This window comes from Azospirillum soli, assembly GCF_017876165.1.
Classification (GTDB): Bacteria; Pseudomonadota; Alphaproteobacteria; order Azospirillales; family Azospirillaceae; genus Azospirillum; species Azospirillum soli.
In genome coordinates this window covers 204363-217680 of record NZ_JAGINQ010000001.1, presented here as the reverse complement: position 1 = coordinate 217680, position 13318 = coordinate 204363, and the positions used below count along the sequence as shown (strand labels likewise).

Below are 13318 nucleotides of genomic sequence, written 5' to 3'. Positions count from 1 at the left end.
GCGCGGAAGGGCGCTTGACCATTGCCCCCGGCACAGGCGAAGAAAGCGTGGCCGCGCCGATGGTTGCGGTACAGTGACAGGGCTATTCCCGAGGGTTTTCCATGACGCGACACCTGTTCGGCACCGACGGCATCCGCGGCACCGCCAACATCGAGCCGATGACCGCCGAAACCGCCCTGCGCGTGGCCATGGCGACGGCCCTGCAGTTCCGGCGCGGCGACCATCGCCACCGCGTGGTGATCGGCAAGGACACCCGCCTGTCCGGTTATCTGCTGGAACCGGCGCTGACCGCCGGCTTCATTTCCATGGGGATGGACGTGGTGCTGGTCGGCCCGCTGCCGACACCGGCGGTCGCCATGCTGACCCGCTCGCTGCGTGCCGACATGGGCGTGATGATCTCCGCCTCGCACAACCCGTATCAGGACAACGGCATCAAGCTGTTCGGGCCGGACGGCTACAAGCTGTCGGACGGGGTGGAGACCGCCATCGAAACGCGCATGGGCCAGCCCTTCGCGCCGGACCTTGCGGGCTCCCCCGACCTCGGCCGCGCCAGCCGCATGGAAGACGCGACCGGCCGCTACATCGAATACGTCAAGAACACCTTCCCGCGCGGCCTGCGGCTGGACGGGCTGAAGATTGTCGTCGATTGCGCCAATGGTGCCGCCTACAAGGTGGCGCCCAAGGTGCTTTACGAGCTGGGCGCCGACGTGGTGCCGGTGGGCGTCAGCCCGGACGGCCTGAACATCAACAAGGGCTGCGGCGCCACCGCCACCCAGACCTTGCAGGAGCAGGTGGTCACCCACGGCGCGCATCTGGGCCTCGCGCTGGACGGCGACGCCGACCGCCTGATCATGGTGGACGAGGCGGGCCGGGCCATCGACGGCGACCAGCTGATGGCACTGATCGCGTGTTCCTGGGCTAAGGCGCAGTCGCTGAAGGGCGGCGGCGTGGTCGCCACGGTCATGTCGAACCTTGGCATGGAGCGCTACCTGCAAGCCATGGGGCTGCATCTGGCCCGCACGCCGGTCGGCGACCGCTATGTGGTCGAGCACATGCGCGAGCGCGGCTACAACGTCGGCGGCGAGCAGTCGGGGCACATGGTGCTGTCCGATTACTCGACGACGGGCGACGGGCTGATCGCGGCGCTTCAGGTGCTTGCCGTGCTGATCCAGTCCGGCGGCAAGACGGCCAGCGAGGTCTGCCGAGTCTTCAGCCCGGTCCCGCAGAAGCTGACCAACGTGCGCTTCGCCGCCGGCTCCAAGCCGCTGGAGATCGCGTCCGTTAAGGAGGCCATCCAGGAGGGCGAGGCGCGCCTGAACGGATCCGGCCGCATCCTGATCCGCAAGTCGGGCACCGAGCCGGTCATCCGCGTCATGGCCGAGGGCGACGACGAGGGGCTGGTCCATCGGGTGGTCGGCGACATCGCCGCCGCCATCCAGTCCGCCGCGCGCCCGGTGGAGGCCGCGGAATGAAGGGACGTGTTCTGATCGTCGCCGGGTCGGATTCCGGTGGCGGTGCCGGCATCCAGGCGGACATCAAGGCGGTCAGCGCGCTGAACGGCTATGCGATGACCGCCATCGCCGCGCTGACGGCGCAGAACACCACGGGCGTCTATGGGGTGGTGCCGGTCGATCCGGCCTTCGTCGCCTTGCAGATGAAGGTGGTGCTGGAGGACATCGGCGCCGACGCCGTGAAGATCGGCATGCTCGCCAACGCAGCCGTCATCGAGGCGGTCGTCGGCGAGTATGAGGCGCGCGCAGTCAACGTGCCCCTGGTCGTCGATCCGGTGATGATCGCCAAGAGCGGCCATTTCCTGCTGGAGCCGGACGCGGTGCTGACGCTGCGCAAGCGCCTTCTGCCGCTGGCCGAGATCGTGACGCCGAACCTGCCGGAGGCCGAGGCGCTGACCGACATCCCGGTCAAGACGCTGAACGACATGCGCCGCGCGGCGGAGCTGATCCGCACCTTCGGCCCGAAGGCGGTGCTGCTGAAGGGCGGCCATCTGGAGGACGATCGGCTCAGCGACCTGCTGCTGACCGAGGATGGCGAGGTGGTGTTCGAAAGCGCCCGCGTCCACACCCCACACACCCATGGCACCGGCTGCACGCTGGCGTCGGCCATCGCGACGGGGATCGCGCAGGGGATGACGGTGCGCGACGCGGTCGCCTGCGCGCGGGCCTATGTGGAGCAGGCGATCCTGACCGCGCCCGGTCTGGGCCATGGCCACGGGCCGCTGAACCACCTGCACACGGTGAAGCCGTTTCCGTAAGGGAACGCGTCTTCACACGATCGACAGCATCCCGGTTTCGGGATTGGCGAGCAGGTCGGCCAAGGTATGCAGGCCGCGCGCCAGGACATCCACGCTCTGCGGCTGGCACAGGCCGAGGCGGACCGCCTGCGGCGTGCTGGTGCGGCCCACGGCGAAGACGTCGCCGCCGGTGACGGCCACGCCGCGCCGCCGGGCCTCGGTGATGAAATCCTCGCGACGCCAGGGTTCGGGCAGGAGCAGCCACATATGCTGCGCCTGCGGATGCCCGCAAACCAAATTGGCCGGCAGGATGGAGCGCGCCTGCTGCTGGCGCAGCACGGCCTCCACCCGCTGGGCCTCGGCGAAGCGGTCGGCGGTGCCGTCCTGGATCCAGCGGGTGGCGACCTCCGCCGGCAGTGGGGGCGAGGAGTAGTGCAGGGCGCGGATCACCGCCTCGGCGCGCGGCACCAGGGCGGGCGGCGCCACCACATAGCCGACACGCAGGCCGGAGGAGACGCTTTTGGAAATGCTGGACAGGTAGATGGTGATATCCGGGGCGATGGCCTGGATGGGCTGAACGTCGGGCGTCAGGAAGCCGAACACGTCGTCTTCCACCAGCATGACGCCGTGCCGGCGGGCGATCTCGACAACCTCGATCCGGCGCGCCTTGGGCATCACCGAGGCGGTCGGGTTGTGCATGGTCGGCACGAGATACAGTGCCTTGGGCGCCAGCCGGCGGCAGGCGCTGTCGAAGGCCTCCGGGACGACGCCGAATTCGTCAAGGGTGATGCCTTCCAGGTGGTAGCCTTCGACGGCGGCCAGCGTCTTCATGCCATAGTTCGTCAGCCGCTCCGTCAGCACCACGTCGCCCGGCCGCGCCACGGTGGCCAGCGCCACGGCCATGGCGTTCTGCGCGCCGATGGTCAGCAGCACCGAGTCGGCGGAGGCGACGGCCCGATGCTGCCGGGCGAGCCACTGGGCACCGGCCGCGCGGTGGGCGGGAATGCCGGCGTGGGGTGCGTATTCCAGCATTCCGGCGGCGCCGGACGCGGCGATGGCGGTGAGAGTCGGGCCGAGCGCCTGGGCGGCGAGGTGATGGTCCAGCGTGATGGCGGTCAAGTTGACCAGCGACGGTTCGCCCGGCGGACTCCAGGTGAATGGGTCGGACTGGGGCACCGGAACGGCTCCCGTCCGATGGCCCGGCCCCTGCACGAAGGTGCCGCGCCCGACCTCGCCGCCGATCAGGCCGCGCCGCTCCGCTTCCGTGTAGGCGCGGGTCACGGTGCCGACCGTGACGCCCAGCTTGTAGGCGAGGTCGCGGTGGGTCGGCAGGCGCATGCCGGCGGGCAGGCGACCGCTGGCGATGTCGTCGGCCAGCGCGTCGGCGATGGCGCGGTAACGGGGGCCGTTGCGGTCGGTGAGGTCCGGTGTCCAGCTTGTCATGGGTACAATGGTGACATTGTTCGGTCTGCTCGGCAAGCGGTACCAGATTGTCCCGATTTTTGGTGGTCCCAATTCTTCGCGGTTAATGTTCCCGCACGCCGCAAGAGGGAACCCGGATGGATGACGGAGCGTTGGGTAACAAAGGCTTCGTGGAGGCACCAGCGATGAGCGTCGAAAGCACCATTCGGCACACCTACGACCGCTTCTTCGGGGGCGAACAGAATCTCGGGTCAATGGAACGCGCCGTGTCCGCCGGGCTTGGCCTGATCATGGCTGCCGGAGGGTTGCGGCGTGGCGCCGACCTGTCCGGCACCATCATGGGGCTTGCCGGCGCCGCGATGGTGGCGCGCGGGATGAGCGGCCATTGCCCGATCAAGGCCATGATGGAAGGCGGCGAACGTCATCGCCTGACCGACATGGGCACCGGCGCAGACGCCAGCCGGCGGATTGAGCACGGGGAGTACGCGCGCTCTTCGTGATGAGCGTTTAGGGGCGGCCTTACGAGGAGGAAGCGGCGCGTCGGCGGCGCTTCCACTCCTTCAGGCGGCGTTCGCCCCACACCAGGGCGCGGCCGGTGGGCGCTTTCAGAAACGGCACGTCGTAGGCCAGCAGCACGATACCGAGGGGAAGCATCCAGATCCCCAGCACCGGAAGGAAACTGAACAAACCGCCGAGAACCAGCAGAATGCCTGCCGGGATGCGGACCCAGGTCGCCTGCGGTTCACGCAACCAGCGCAAGGCACGGGCCATGGCGTCGGGGAGTTTTCCCTCGATCCGATCCACACGCCGTTCCAGCCGTCTGTGGTGCAGGTCGATCAACAGCTTAAGCTCCCGTGGTGATTGCCTTACCGCGCCATATGGGTGCGGGACGGACCATTCCAAGTTTCCCGTCCTTAAGAACGCCACCAAAAAATTTTGCCAAAAAATGTGATTGGGGCTTCTTGAAAGTGCGGAGCCCCGACGCCACGTCCACGCCATTATGGATCCGGGCCCCTCTGGCAGCTGAGTCGTCGGCTGTGATGTCGGATCCCTTCACCTGCTTTTGCGCCGACGGGCGTAACCGCATTTGGAGGGTCCCCGATGGAGACCTCAATCTGGATCTGGGTAGCGTTCAACGCTTTCGTCGTCCTCCTCCTCGCCCTTGACCTGGGCGTCTTCCACCGCCGCCCCCATCAGATCACCGTCCGTGAAGCGCTGATCGCCAGCGCGGGCTACATCAGCTTGGCGCTTGTGTTCAACGCTGGCGTCTACTGGTTCATGGGTGCGCAGAAAGGCCTGGAGTTCACCACAGGCTATCTGATCGAGTGGAGCCTCAGTCTCGACAACATCTTCGTCATCGCAATGATCTTCGGTCATTTCGCGGTGCCGCCGCAGCATCAGCATCGGGTGTTGTTCTGGGGTATCCTTGGCGCGCTGGTCATGCGGGCGACGTTGATCTTTGCCGGCACGGCGTTGATCCACCAGTTCCATTGGACAATCTACCTGTTTGGTGCGTTCCTTCTGTTCACCGGCGTCAAGATGCTGATGGCGTCGGAAGCAGAACCCGATGTCGGCAACAACCGCCTGCTGCGGTTCGTCCGCAGCCATGTGCGGATGACCGACCAGTATGAGGGTTCGGCCTTCTTCGTCCGCAGGGCGGGCGTGCTGATGGCCACCCCGATGCTGCTGGTTCTGGTGATGGTCGAAGCGACCGACCTGATGTTCGCCCTGGACAGCGTCCCCGCCATCTTCGCGGTGACCAGCGATCCGTTCATCGTCTACACGTCGAACGTCTTCGCGATCCTGGGTCTGCGCTCGCTCTACTTCGCGCTCGCCGGCATCATCCACCGCTTCGCCTACCTGCGTTACGGCCTGTCGCTGGTGCTGGTGTTCATCGGCACGAAGATGATCCTGATCGACGTCTGGAAAGTGCCGACCGCGCTGGCGCTGGGCGTCACGGCCGGCCTGATCGGCGGTTCCGTCGTGCTGTCGCTGATCAAGACGCGGTCGAAGCCGGCCCCCGCCGAACTGGCGGTCGAGAAGGCCACCTCCGAGCAGGTTGGGCAGGAGGCCGCGGCGGACTGAACGGCCAGCCACCGACCAACCCTTTCCACCGACAATCATATTACGGAGCTTTTACCCCATGGGTCTGTTCGACATGTTCCGCAGCGACGTCGGCGATAAGATGACGCCGCACCTCGCCTTCGCCACCTCGCTCATCTACTGCATGGGTGCGGATGGCGAGATGGACAACGAGGAAGTGGGACATCTGCTGTCCGTGCTGGGCGGCGAGAGCCAGGGCGGCGGCATCGGCGTCGGCGCCAACAACCGCGCCCTGCTCGACAAGGCCGTCCAGTATGTCCGCCGCAACTCGCCCGACACGTTCCTGGCCGAGGTCACGCCGATCCTGAGCGATGCGCAGAAGATGTGCATCCTCTGCAACATGGTGGACAGCGCCCTGTCGGATGGCCAGCCGGAGATTCAGGAGCAGGAGCTGATCGCCAAGTTCCAGCATGCCTTCGGCATCTCGGACGAGCGTTTCCGCCCGTTCTTCGAGGTCGTCATGCTGAAGAACGACCGGTCGGTCTTCACCAACGCCAATCACCCGAGCAACCAGCCGGGCTTCCAGGTTTCTCTGACCGGACTGCGCTGACGTTAGCTTGGGGAAGCAAACGAGGGAACTTCCGATGTTCAACCAGTACCCCAATCAGAACCAGTGGGGCACCGCCGCGCCCACCGTGGACCGCGCGGTGTTCGACGAGGGCCTGCGCAAGCACATGCTGCGGGTCTACAACTTCATGATGCTGGGCCTCGGGCTGACCGGTCTGGTGGCGTTCTTCGTCGCCAGCACGCCGGCGCTGTACGTGCCGATCTTCACCACGCCGCTGAAGTGGGTGGTGATGCTGGCGCCGCTGGCCTTCGTCATGGTGCTGTCCTGGCGCTTCGAGCGCATGTCGGCGTCCGGCCTGCAGGGCCTGTTCTGGGCCTTCTGCGCGGTCATGGGCGTGTCGATGGCCTCGATCCTGCTGGTCTTCACCGGGGCCAGCGTGGCGCGCGTGTTCTTCATCACCGCCGCCATGTTCGCGGCGATGAGCCTGTACGGCTACACCACCAAGGCCGACCTGTCGAAGATGGGCTCGTTCCTGATGATGGGCCTGATCGGCATCGTCATCGCCGGGCTGGTCAACATCTTCGTCGGCTCCAGCGCCCTGCAGTTCGCCATCTCGGTGATCGGCGTCGTCATCTTCACCGGCCTGACCGCCTACGACACCCAGCGCATCAAGGAAGAGTACGCCGAGCATTACGGCCATGAGACCAACACCAAGCTGGCCGTCATGGGCGCCCTCTCGCTCTACCTGAACTTCATCAACCTGTTCCAGATGCTCATGCAGCTCATGGGACAGCGCGACGAGTAACGGCCCGTCCCTCCCAGGTTAGGCCGAAAGCCCCTCTCCCGTTCGCGGGGGAGGGGCTTTTTTCTTGCACTCCCGATGGGGCAATCCAACCGGGTGTTGCGCGGAAGATACATCCGACATCGGAAATGTAATGGTGACAATAATGACATTGACCGGCGAGATTGCACCTCCATAATCGGCATTGTCTCGATTGTTCGGGGCCGAATGTTTTGACGATGGAGGTTTCCCATGCGCACCACCGAAGCGACCCGCTCCACCGGATCGACCTCGTTCACGGCCTATGCCCGGGCCATCGCGCGCGTCCTCGCCGTCGGCATCCGCCCCGTGTGGAAAGCGCTGGACCACGCGTTCGGCACCTATGAGCGCTGGCGGCAGCGTCAGGCGCTGATGCGGTTGGACGATCATCTGCTGAAGGACATCGGCCTGAGCCGGGCGGATGTCGAGGCGGAGGTCCGCAAGCCCTTCTGGAAGGAGTGATTTGGTGAGCAGCGATTCTGTCGTCTATGCGGTCGAGCCGGACCTGTCGGCGGACGAGTTCATCGATGTGCTGCACCGTTCCGGGCTGGCCGAGCGCCGGCCCGTGGCGGATCGCCTGCGCGTCGAGGCGATGCTGCGGAACGCCGACCTGACCATTTCCGCCCGTGTGGACGGGGTGCTGGTCGGGGTCGCGCGCTCGGTCACCGACTTCGTCTACTGCTGCTACCTGTCCGACCTTGCGGTGGATCAGGCCTTTCAGGGGCGCGGCATCGGCAAGGAGTTGATGCGCCGCACCCGCGCTGCGGTGGGGGAGGGCACCATGTGCCTTCTCCTGTCCGCGCCCAAGGCCGTCACCTTCTACGAGCAGGCGGAGATGGAGCGGCACGAGCGCGCCTTCCTCTTCACCGAGAAGCCGTAACGGCAATCCGGCCGAGAAAGCAATCTAAGGATCACCGCGATGCGCCTGCCCATCTATCAGGTCGATGCCTTCACTGACGCCGTCTTCGCCGGCAACCCGGCGGCGGTGGTCCCGTTGGAATCCTGGCTGCCCGACGCGACGCTCCAGGCGATCGCGGCGGAGAACAACCTCGCGGAGACCGCCTTCTTCGTCCGCAAGGGCGATGGGCACGAATTGCGCTGGTTCACGCCGACGGAGGAGGTCGACCTGTGCGGCCACGCCACGCTGGCCACGGCCTTCGTTCTGGCGACGGTCGTCGAGCCCGGCCGGTCCCGGTGGGAGTTCACCACGCGCAAGGCCGGTTCCCTGACCGTGACCCGCGACGGCGACCTCTTCACGCTCGACTTCCCGAACCGCCCGCCGGAACCGCTGGCCGTACCGCCGGCGGGTCTGCTGGAGGCGCTCGGCGGGCCGGAACCGGTCGCGGTTCTGAAGTCCCGCGACCTGCTGGTCGTCTATGAGGACGAGGCGGCGGTGCGGACGCTGGCTCCGGACATGAGCGCGCTGACCCGCGTGGATGCCTTTGCCGTGTGTGTCACGGCGCCGGGCACGGGTGGCGTGGACTTCGTGTCGCGCTTCTTCGCGCCGGCCGGCGGCATACCGGAGGATCCGGTGACCGGTTCGGCCCATTGCACGCTGATTCCCTATTGGGCCGGGCGGCTGGGCAAGAACCGCATGGAGGCCCGGCAGGTCTCGGCGCGCGGCGGGGTGCTGACTTGTGAGCTGGCCGGTGACCGGGTGAAGATCGCGGGCAAGGCCGTGCTCTACCTGGAAGGCGCTATTCATGTCTGAACCCACGATCCGCTCTGCCCGGACAGCCGCCGATCTCGACGAGGTGCGGGCGCTGTTCCGGGAGTATGAGCGGTCGCAGGACAACTCGCCCTGCTTCGCCGGATTCCAGGCGGAGCTGGACGGGTTGCCGGGAATCTACGCCGGGCCGGAGGGCGCGCTGCTGCTGGCCTTCGTGGACGGTCGGCCGACGGGCGTCGTCGGCGTCCGGCCGCTCGGCGACGGGACGGCCGAAATGCGCCGGCTGTTCGTGCGTCCGGCCTTCCGGCGCGGCCGGGTGGGGCGTGCCCTGGCGGAGGCGGCGCTGGACGCGGCAAAGGCGGCGGGCCACCGGGCCTTGCGGCTGGAGACGCTGACCTCCATGCAGGCGGCGCGGACCCTTTACCAAGCGCTGGGTTTTCGCGAGGTTGCCCCTTACGTTACAAAGCCCCTGTGCGGCGCCCGTTATCACGAGCGCGCCGTCTGAGAACCAGAAAGGGGAGGGGCATGGCCGGGCGGTATTTCGAGGATTTCCACGTCGGCGACGTGATCGAGACCGAAGGGGCGACGGTCACAGACAGCCAGATCATGGATTTCGCCCAGCGTTTCGATCCGCAGCCCTTCCACATCAACGCGGTGGCCGCCGCCGAGGGGCCGTTCGGCGGGCTGATCGCCAGTGGCTTTCACACGCTGTCTCTCACCTTCCGCCTGTTCCGCGACACCGGCGCCATCACGGGCACGAGCCTGGGCGGCTCCGGCGGCGATGAGCTGCGCTGGCTGCGCCCGGTGCGCCCCGGCGACACGCTGCGCGTCCGAGTCGAGGTGAAGGAGACCATGCCGTCCCGCCGTGGGGACCGGGGCACGGTGCGTCTTGCCTACACCACGCTGAACCAGCACGGGGAAGAGGTGATGACCATCACGCTCAACCACCTTGTGGCGGCGCGCGGGGCGGCATAATAAATTTCTCTCCCCCGCCTCGGGAGAGGGATTCAGGCGCGATACTTCGCGATCAGTTCCGCCGCGAAGAGGTCGAGGTTGTTGTCGGCGGGCAGGGTCTGCACGTAGCTGCAATCGCGGCAGGCGGGAAGTTCGTCGCGGCGGCCTTCCAGATGGGTCAGGCGGAAGGCGCGCAGCCGCTCGCCGTTCCAAATGTCGATCAGCGGTTCCTCGGCGACGTTGCCGACGATGGTCGCCATGCGCCAGTCGGCGCAGCAGACCGACACCTCGCCGTTGAAGTTGATGGCGAGTTTCAGGAACGGCTCCGAACAGACCTTGCGCGCGGTGTCGGGGGCGGCAGCAAAGCCGCTCTCCTCGGCCAGCGCCTGCCCGTGCAGCGGGTGGACGAAGATGCTGTCGCTGATCGGGCTGAAGGTGTCGATGAAGGTCTGCCGCTCCTCGGCGGTCAACTCTACGTTGATGATCTTGCAGTGTAGGTGGAAGTCGCGGCCAAGCTCCGTTTTGCGGCGGTGCAGGTAGGCGACGTTGTCCACGACCGTCTGGAATGAGTCGAACTTGCGCGTGACGCGCTTGTACATGGCGTCGCTGGCTCCGTAGACCGACACCCGCATGGCGTCGAGCCCGGCGTCCAGCAGCGCGTCAGCCCGTTCCCGTGTCAGCAGGGAGCCGTTGCTGGTCATCTCCACATGGCGGGCCAGACCGCGCGCCTTCAGCAGGTGGACCATGTGGTCCACGCGCGGGTTCACCAGCGGTTCGCCGTCCTTGTAGAGATGAACCGACTTCAGCGGCGCGTCGAAGGCGGCGAGGTCGTCCACGATCTTGCGGAACAGGTCGAACTTCATCGCCCCGCGCGGCCGGCCGATCTTTTTCAGCAGATCCGGTTCCCCCGTGGCGCAGAACACGCAACGGAAGTTGCAGCCGTTCGACGGGTCGATCAGCAAGGAAAAGGGCGTGGACAGCGGCAGGACCTGGGACAGGTCGTTGCGTTCCCGGTGGCGGCCGTAGGGAATGTTCGCCGTCGTCGATTCGCTCATGACCGTGGTCGCCGGAAGTTGCTGCCCGATGGGATAACCAAGTGTGACTATCAGGGGATCACGACGACCGTAAAGGAATCATTCATGCAATTGGCGGGACAACGGAAACCGGAACGCACCCGATGGTACGGGCGCGCGAACGGGGTTGTCTCGTCCCATGCTCGAAATCCTCTCGCACCGCGTCGTCTACAGCGAGCGCCGCTTCTACTCCGCCTTCCCCTCGGCCGCGACGCTGGCCGACGGCACGGTGCTGGTGGCCTTTCGGCGCGCCCGCGACTACCGCTGGCTGCACGGCGCGCCGGAGGAGGGCGGCAACGACTTCGACAGCGTGGACCACGTCGATTCGCGCTCGCACCTCGTGATCCAGCGCTTCTCGCCGGACTTCGAGACGGTCGGCGAGCCGCAGGCGCTGCCCGTGGACCCGGAGGCGGGCGACCAGGACGCCAACCTGCTGGTGCTGCGCTCCGGCCGCATCGTGATGGGTAGCTTCTGCTGGTACCCGATGTCGGCGCGGCATGCGGCGCGGTTGAAGGAGAAAGGCGTTTACTTCTTCGGCAGCCCGGAGGCGACGGGCGCCATGTTTCTGTTCTGGGGCGGCTGCACCCGCTACAGCGACGATGGCGGCCGGACATGGTCGCCGCACAAGTATCTGCCTGAGTTGCCGGACCAAGGCCCCATCGTGCCGGGCGTGCGCCCGATGCTGGGCGGGGCCGTGCGCGGGCGCGCGGTGGAGGCGCCGGACGGCACGCTGCTGATGGCGACCTACACGGGCGGCCCCTACACCAGCTACCTGTTCGCCTCCCGGGACCGGGGCGAGAGCTGGGAGTTGCGCAGCATCATCGCGCGCGATGCCGAGGGTAAGGCCGGTTTCTGCGAGACGGCGCTGCACCTGACCGAGGACGGGCGCCTGATCGCCTTCCACCGCACCACCGGGCACGGCGACCATCTGGTTACGTCGCTGTCACGCGACCTGGGGAAGACGTGGGAGCCGTGGCAGACCCATTCGGTCATCGGCCACCCTTACGACGCCTGCCCGCTGCCGGACGGGCGGCTGCTGGTCGTCTACGGCTACCGTCACCAGCCTTTCGGCGTCCGCGCGCGGGTGTGGGATCCGTATAAGGAATTGCTGGACGACGCGCCGGAGTTCGTCATCCGCGACGACGCGCCGTCGCCGGACGTGGGCTATCCCTGGGCGACGGTGCTGGCCGACGGGCGCGTGGCGGTCTGCTACTACATCTGCGACGCCGAGGGGATCCGGCACATCGAGGCGACCCTGCTGCGCGTGTTGGGATGATTGACGGTTGCGGGTGTGCGACCTATCGTCCGCCGCCGTAACCTGATTCCACTTTCGGGGAGGAGTGCCCCCATGAAGCCCGCCCGCCGGCCGTCGAACCCGCTGTTTTCCTCCGGCCCCTGCGCCAAGCGGCCCGGCTGGTCGCTGGAGGCGCTGGAGGGCGCGCTGCTCGGCCGCTCGCACCGCTCCAAGCCCGGCAAGGCGAAGCTGCGCGAGGTCATCGACCTGACCCGCGCCGTGCTGGCCATCCCCGGCGACTACCGCATCGGCATCGTGCCCGCGTCGGACACCGGCGCCGTCGAGATGGCTCTGTGGTCGATGCTGGGCGCCCGCGGCGTCGACATGCTGGCCTGGGAGAGCTTCGGCAAGGAGTGGGTGACCGACGTCACCAAGCAGCTGAAGCTGGCGAACGCCCGCATCCTCACCGCCTCCTACGGCGAGCTGCCGGACCTGACCCAGGTCGATTTCAGCCACGACGTGGTCTTCACCTGGAACGGCACGACCTCGGGCGTGCGGGTGCCGAACGCCGACTGGATCCCGGACGACCGGCAGGGCCTGTCGATCTGCGACGCGACCTCGGCCGCCTTCGCCATGGACATCCCGTGGCACAAGATCGACGTGGCGACCTGGTCCTGGCAGAAGGTGCTGGGCGGCGAGGCCGCGCACGGCATGCTGGTGCTGAGCCCGCGCGCCGTGGAGCGGCTGGAGAGCTTCCAGCCCGACCGGCCGCTGCCGAAGATCTTCCGCCTGACCAAGGGCGGCAAGCTGATCGACGGCATCTTCGAGGGCGACACCATCAACACCCCCTCCATGCTGTGCGTGGAGGACGCCATCGACAGCCTGCGCTGGGCCCTGTCGGCCGGCGGCCTGCCGAACCTGATCCGCCGGTCGGAGCAGAACCTGCGCATCGTCGCGGAGTGGGTGGAGACAAGCGACTGGGCCGGCTTCCTGGCCACCGATCCGGCGATCCGCTCCTGCACGGCGATCTGCCTGCGCTTCACCGATCCGGAGGTGACCGGGCTTTCGCCCGCCGCGCAGGCTGACTTCGCCAAGAATCTGGCGGCGCTGCTGGAGAAGGAGGAGGCCGCGTTCGACGTCGGTTCCTACCGCGACGCGCCTCCGGGCCTGCGCCTGTGGGCGGGCGCCACGGTGGAGAACGACGACATGGAGGCGCTGCTTCCCTGGCTCGACTGGGCCTTCGGGCAGGTGAAGGCCGAGGTCTTCAAACGCTGAGACGTCAAAGAC

Annotated in this window: 16 protein-coding genes; 13 read left to right on the top strand and 3 right to left on the bottom strand. The window is 67.2% G+C overall.

What is annotated here, in order from left to right; genetic code table 11:
- Nucleotides 1-101 precede the first annotated feature (101 nt).
- Together glmM and thiD are read left to right on the top strand one after the other, a co-directional pair.
- On the top strand, nt 102-1472 hold the full coding sequence (gene glmM / locus J2852_RS01080) for a phosphoglucosamine mutase (protein WP_209869611.1): 1371 nt from the start codon (nt 102-104) through the stop codon (nt 1470-1472).
- A complete protein-coding gene (gene thiD, locus J2852_RS01075; RefSeq protein WP_209869608.1) occupies nt 1469-2269 on the top strand; it encodes a bifunctional hydroxymethylpyrimidine kinase/phosphomethylpyrimidine kinase in 801 nt (266 codons plus the stop codon). The genes glmM and thiD overlap by 4 nt, the downstream gene beginning before the upstream one ends.
- 12 nt (nt 2270-2281) lie before the next feature.
- On the opposite strand, the gene J2852_RS01070 is transcribed toward thiD, so the two are convergent.
- The gene (locus J2852_RS01070) at nt 2282-3691 is read right to left on the bottom strand and encodes an aminotransferase-like domain-containing protein (RefSeq protein ID WP_209869605.1); all 1410 of its coding nucleotides are present in this window, start codon (nt 3689-3691) and stop codon (nt 2282-2284) included.
- Nucleotides 3692-3855: 164 nt separating this feature from the next.
- Here J2852_RS01070 and J2852_RS01065 point away from each other — a divergent pair, with 164 nt between their 5' ends.
- Nucleotides 3856-4170 (top strand): YgaP family membrane protein, encoded by a 315-nt coding sequence (locus J2852_RS01065; protein WP_209869602.1) that lies wholly within the window; start codon nt 3856-3858, stop codon nt 4168-4170.
- A 19-nt stretch (nt 4171-4189) separates the two neighbouring features.
- Here the strand turns inward: J2852_RS01065 and J2852_RS01060 are convergent, their stop codons facing one another.
- Complete coding sequence (locus J2852_RS01060; RefSeq protein ID WP_209869599.1) at nt 4190-4510, bottom strand: hypothetical protein; 321 nt, start codon at nt 4508-4510, stop codon at nt 4190-4192.
- A gap of 261 nt (nt 4511-4771) precedes the next feature.
- On the opposite strand from J2852_RS01060, the gene J2852_RS01055 reads away from it, so the two are divergent.
- From J2852_RS01055 to J2852_RS01020, 8 genes are all read left to right on the top strand, one after another.
- The gene (locus J2852_RS01055; RefSeq protein WP_209869597.1) at nt 4772-5755 is read left to right on the top strand and encodes a TerC family protein; all 984 of its coding nucleotides are present in this window, start codon (nt 4772-4774) and stop codon (nt 5753-5755) included.
- 58 nt (nt 5756-5813) lie between these two features.
- Nucleotides 5814-6323, top strand: a complete 510-nt coding sequence (locus J2852_RS01050; protein WP_209869594.1) for a tellurite resistance TerB family protein — start codon at nt 5814-5816, stop codon at nt 6321-6323.
- 34 nt (nt 6324-6357) lie between these two features.
- Nucleotides 6358-7086 (top strand): Bax inhibitor-1/YccA family protein, encoded by a 729-nt coding sequence (locus J2852_RS01045; RefSeq protein WP_209869591.1) that lies wholly within the window; start codon nt 6358-6360, stop codon nt 7084-7086.
- A 228-nt stretch (nt 7087-7314) separates the two neighbouring features.
- Complete coding sequence (locus J2852_RS01040; protein ID WP_209869588.1) at nt 7315-7563, top strand: DUF1127 domain-containing protein; 249 nt, start codon at nt 7315-7317, stop codon at nt 7561-7563.
- Nucleotides 7564-7567: 4 nt separating this feature from the next.
- A complete protein-coding gene (locus tag J2852_RS01035; protein ID WP_343206646.1) occupies nt 7568-7981 on the top strand; it encodes a GNAT family N-acetyltransferase in 414 nt (137 codons plus the stop codon).
- Nucleotides 7982-8020: 39 nt separating this feature from the next.
- Complete coding sequence (locus J2852_RS01030) at nt 8021-8812, top strand: PhzF family phenazine biosynthesis protein (RefSeq protein ID WP_209869581.1); 792 nt, start codon at nt 8021-8023, stop codon at nt 8810-8812.
- Entirely contained in the window at nt 8805-9275 is a 471-nt protein-coding gene (locus tag J2852_RS01025; RefSeq protein WP_209869578.1) for a GNAT family N-acetyltransferase, read from the top strand. The genes J2852_RS01030 and J2852_RS01025 overlap by 8 nt, the downstream gene beginning before the upstream one ends.
- Nucleotides 9276-9295: 20 nt before the next feature.
- Nucleotides 9296-9745 (top strand): MaoC family dehydratase, encoded by a 450-nt coding sequence (locus J2852_RS01020; protein ID WP_209869576.1) that lies wholly within the window; start codon nt 9296-9298, stop codon nt 9743-9745.
- Nucleotides 9746-9777: 32 nt separating this feature from the next.
- Here the strand turns inward: J2852_RS01020 and J2852_RS01015 are convergent, their stop codons facing one another.
- Entirely contained in the window at nt 9778-10779 is a 1002-nt protein-coding gene (locus J2852_RS01015) for a radical SAM/SPASM domain-containing protein (protein WP_209869573.1), read from the bottom strand.
- A gap of 157 nt (nt 10780-10936) precedes the next feature.
- Here J2852_RS01015 and J2852_RS01010 point away from each other — a divergent pair, with 157 nt between their 5' ends.
- Nucleotides 10937-12073 carry a sialidase family protein gene (locus J2852_RS01010; protein WP_209869571.1) on the top strand — a complete coding sequence of 379 codons (1137 nt, stop codon included), beginning with the start codon at nt 10937-10939 and terminating at the stop codon, nt 12071-12073.
- 72 nt (nt 12074-12145) lie between these two features.
- Nucleotides 12146-13306 (top strand): phosphoserine transaminase, encoded by a 1161-nt coding sequence (locus tag J2852_RS01005; RefSeq protein ID WP_209869568.1) that lies wholly within the window; start codon nt 12146-12148, stop codon nt 13304-13306.
- The last annotated feature ends 12 nt before the right edge of the window (nt 13307-13318 follow it).

Bases quoted from the DNA above. Each gene is read 5' to 3' on its own strand.
- J2852_RS01020 (WP_209869576.1), top strand. From the start codon at position 9,296: ATGGCCGGGCGGTATTTCGAGGATTTCCACGTCGGCGACGTGATCGAG.
- J2852_RS01010 (WP_209869571.1), top strand. From the start codon at position 10,937: ATGCTCGAAATCCTCTCGCACCGCGTCGTCTACAGCGAGCGCCGCTTC.
- J2852_RS01005 (WP_209869568.1), top strand. From the start codon at position 12,146: ATGAAGCCCGCCCGCCGGCCGTCGAACCCGCTGTTTTCCTCCGGCCCC.
- J2852_RS01015 (WP_209869573.1), bottom strand. From the start codon at position 10,779: ATGAGCGAATCGACGACGGCGAACATTCCCTACGGCCGCCACCGGGAA.
- J2852_RS01040 (WP_209869588.1), top strand. From the start codon at position 7,315: ATGCGCACCACCGAAGCGACCCGCTCCACCGGATCGACCTCGTTCACG.
- J2852_RS01055 (WP_209869597.1), top strand. From the start codon at position 4,772: ATGGAGACCTCAATCTGGATCTGGGTAGCGTTCAACGCTTTCGTCGTC.
- glmM (WP_209869611.1), top strand. From the start codon at position 102: ATGACGCGACACCTGTTCGGCACCGACGGCATCCGCGGCACCGCCAAC.
- J2852_RS01050 (WP_209869594.1), top strand. From the start codon at position 5,814: ATGGGTCTGTTCGACATGTTCCGCAGCGACGTCGGCGATAAGATGACG.
- J2852_RS01045 (WP_209869591.1), top strand. From the start codon at position 6,358: ATGTTCAACCAGTACCCCAATCAGAACCAGTGGGGCACCGCCGCGCCC.
- J2852_RS01030 (WP_209869581.1), top strand. From the start codon at position 8,021: ATGCGCCTGCCCATCTATCAGGTCGATGCCTTCACTGACGCCGTCTTC.
- J2852_RS01070 (WP_209869605.1), bottom strand. From the start codon at position 3,691: ATGACAAGCTGGACACCGGACCTCACCGACCGCAACGGCCCCCGTTAC.
- thiD (WP_209869608.1), top strand. From the start codon at position 1,469: ATGAAGGGACGTGTTCTGATCGTCGCCGGGTCGGATTCCGGTGGCGGT.
- J2852_RS01065 (WP_209869602.1), top strand. From the start codon at position 3,856: ATGAGCGTCGAAAGCACCATTCGGCACACCTACGACCGCTTCTTCGGG.
- J2852_RS01025 (WP_209869578.1), top strand. From the start codon at position 8,805: ATGTCTGAACCCACGATCCGCTCTGCCCGGACAGCCGCCGATCTCGAC.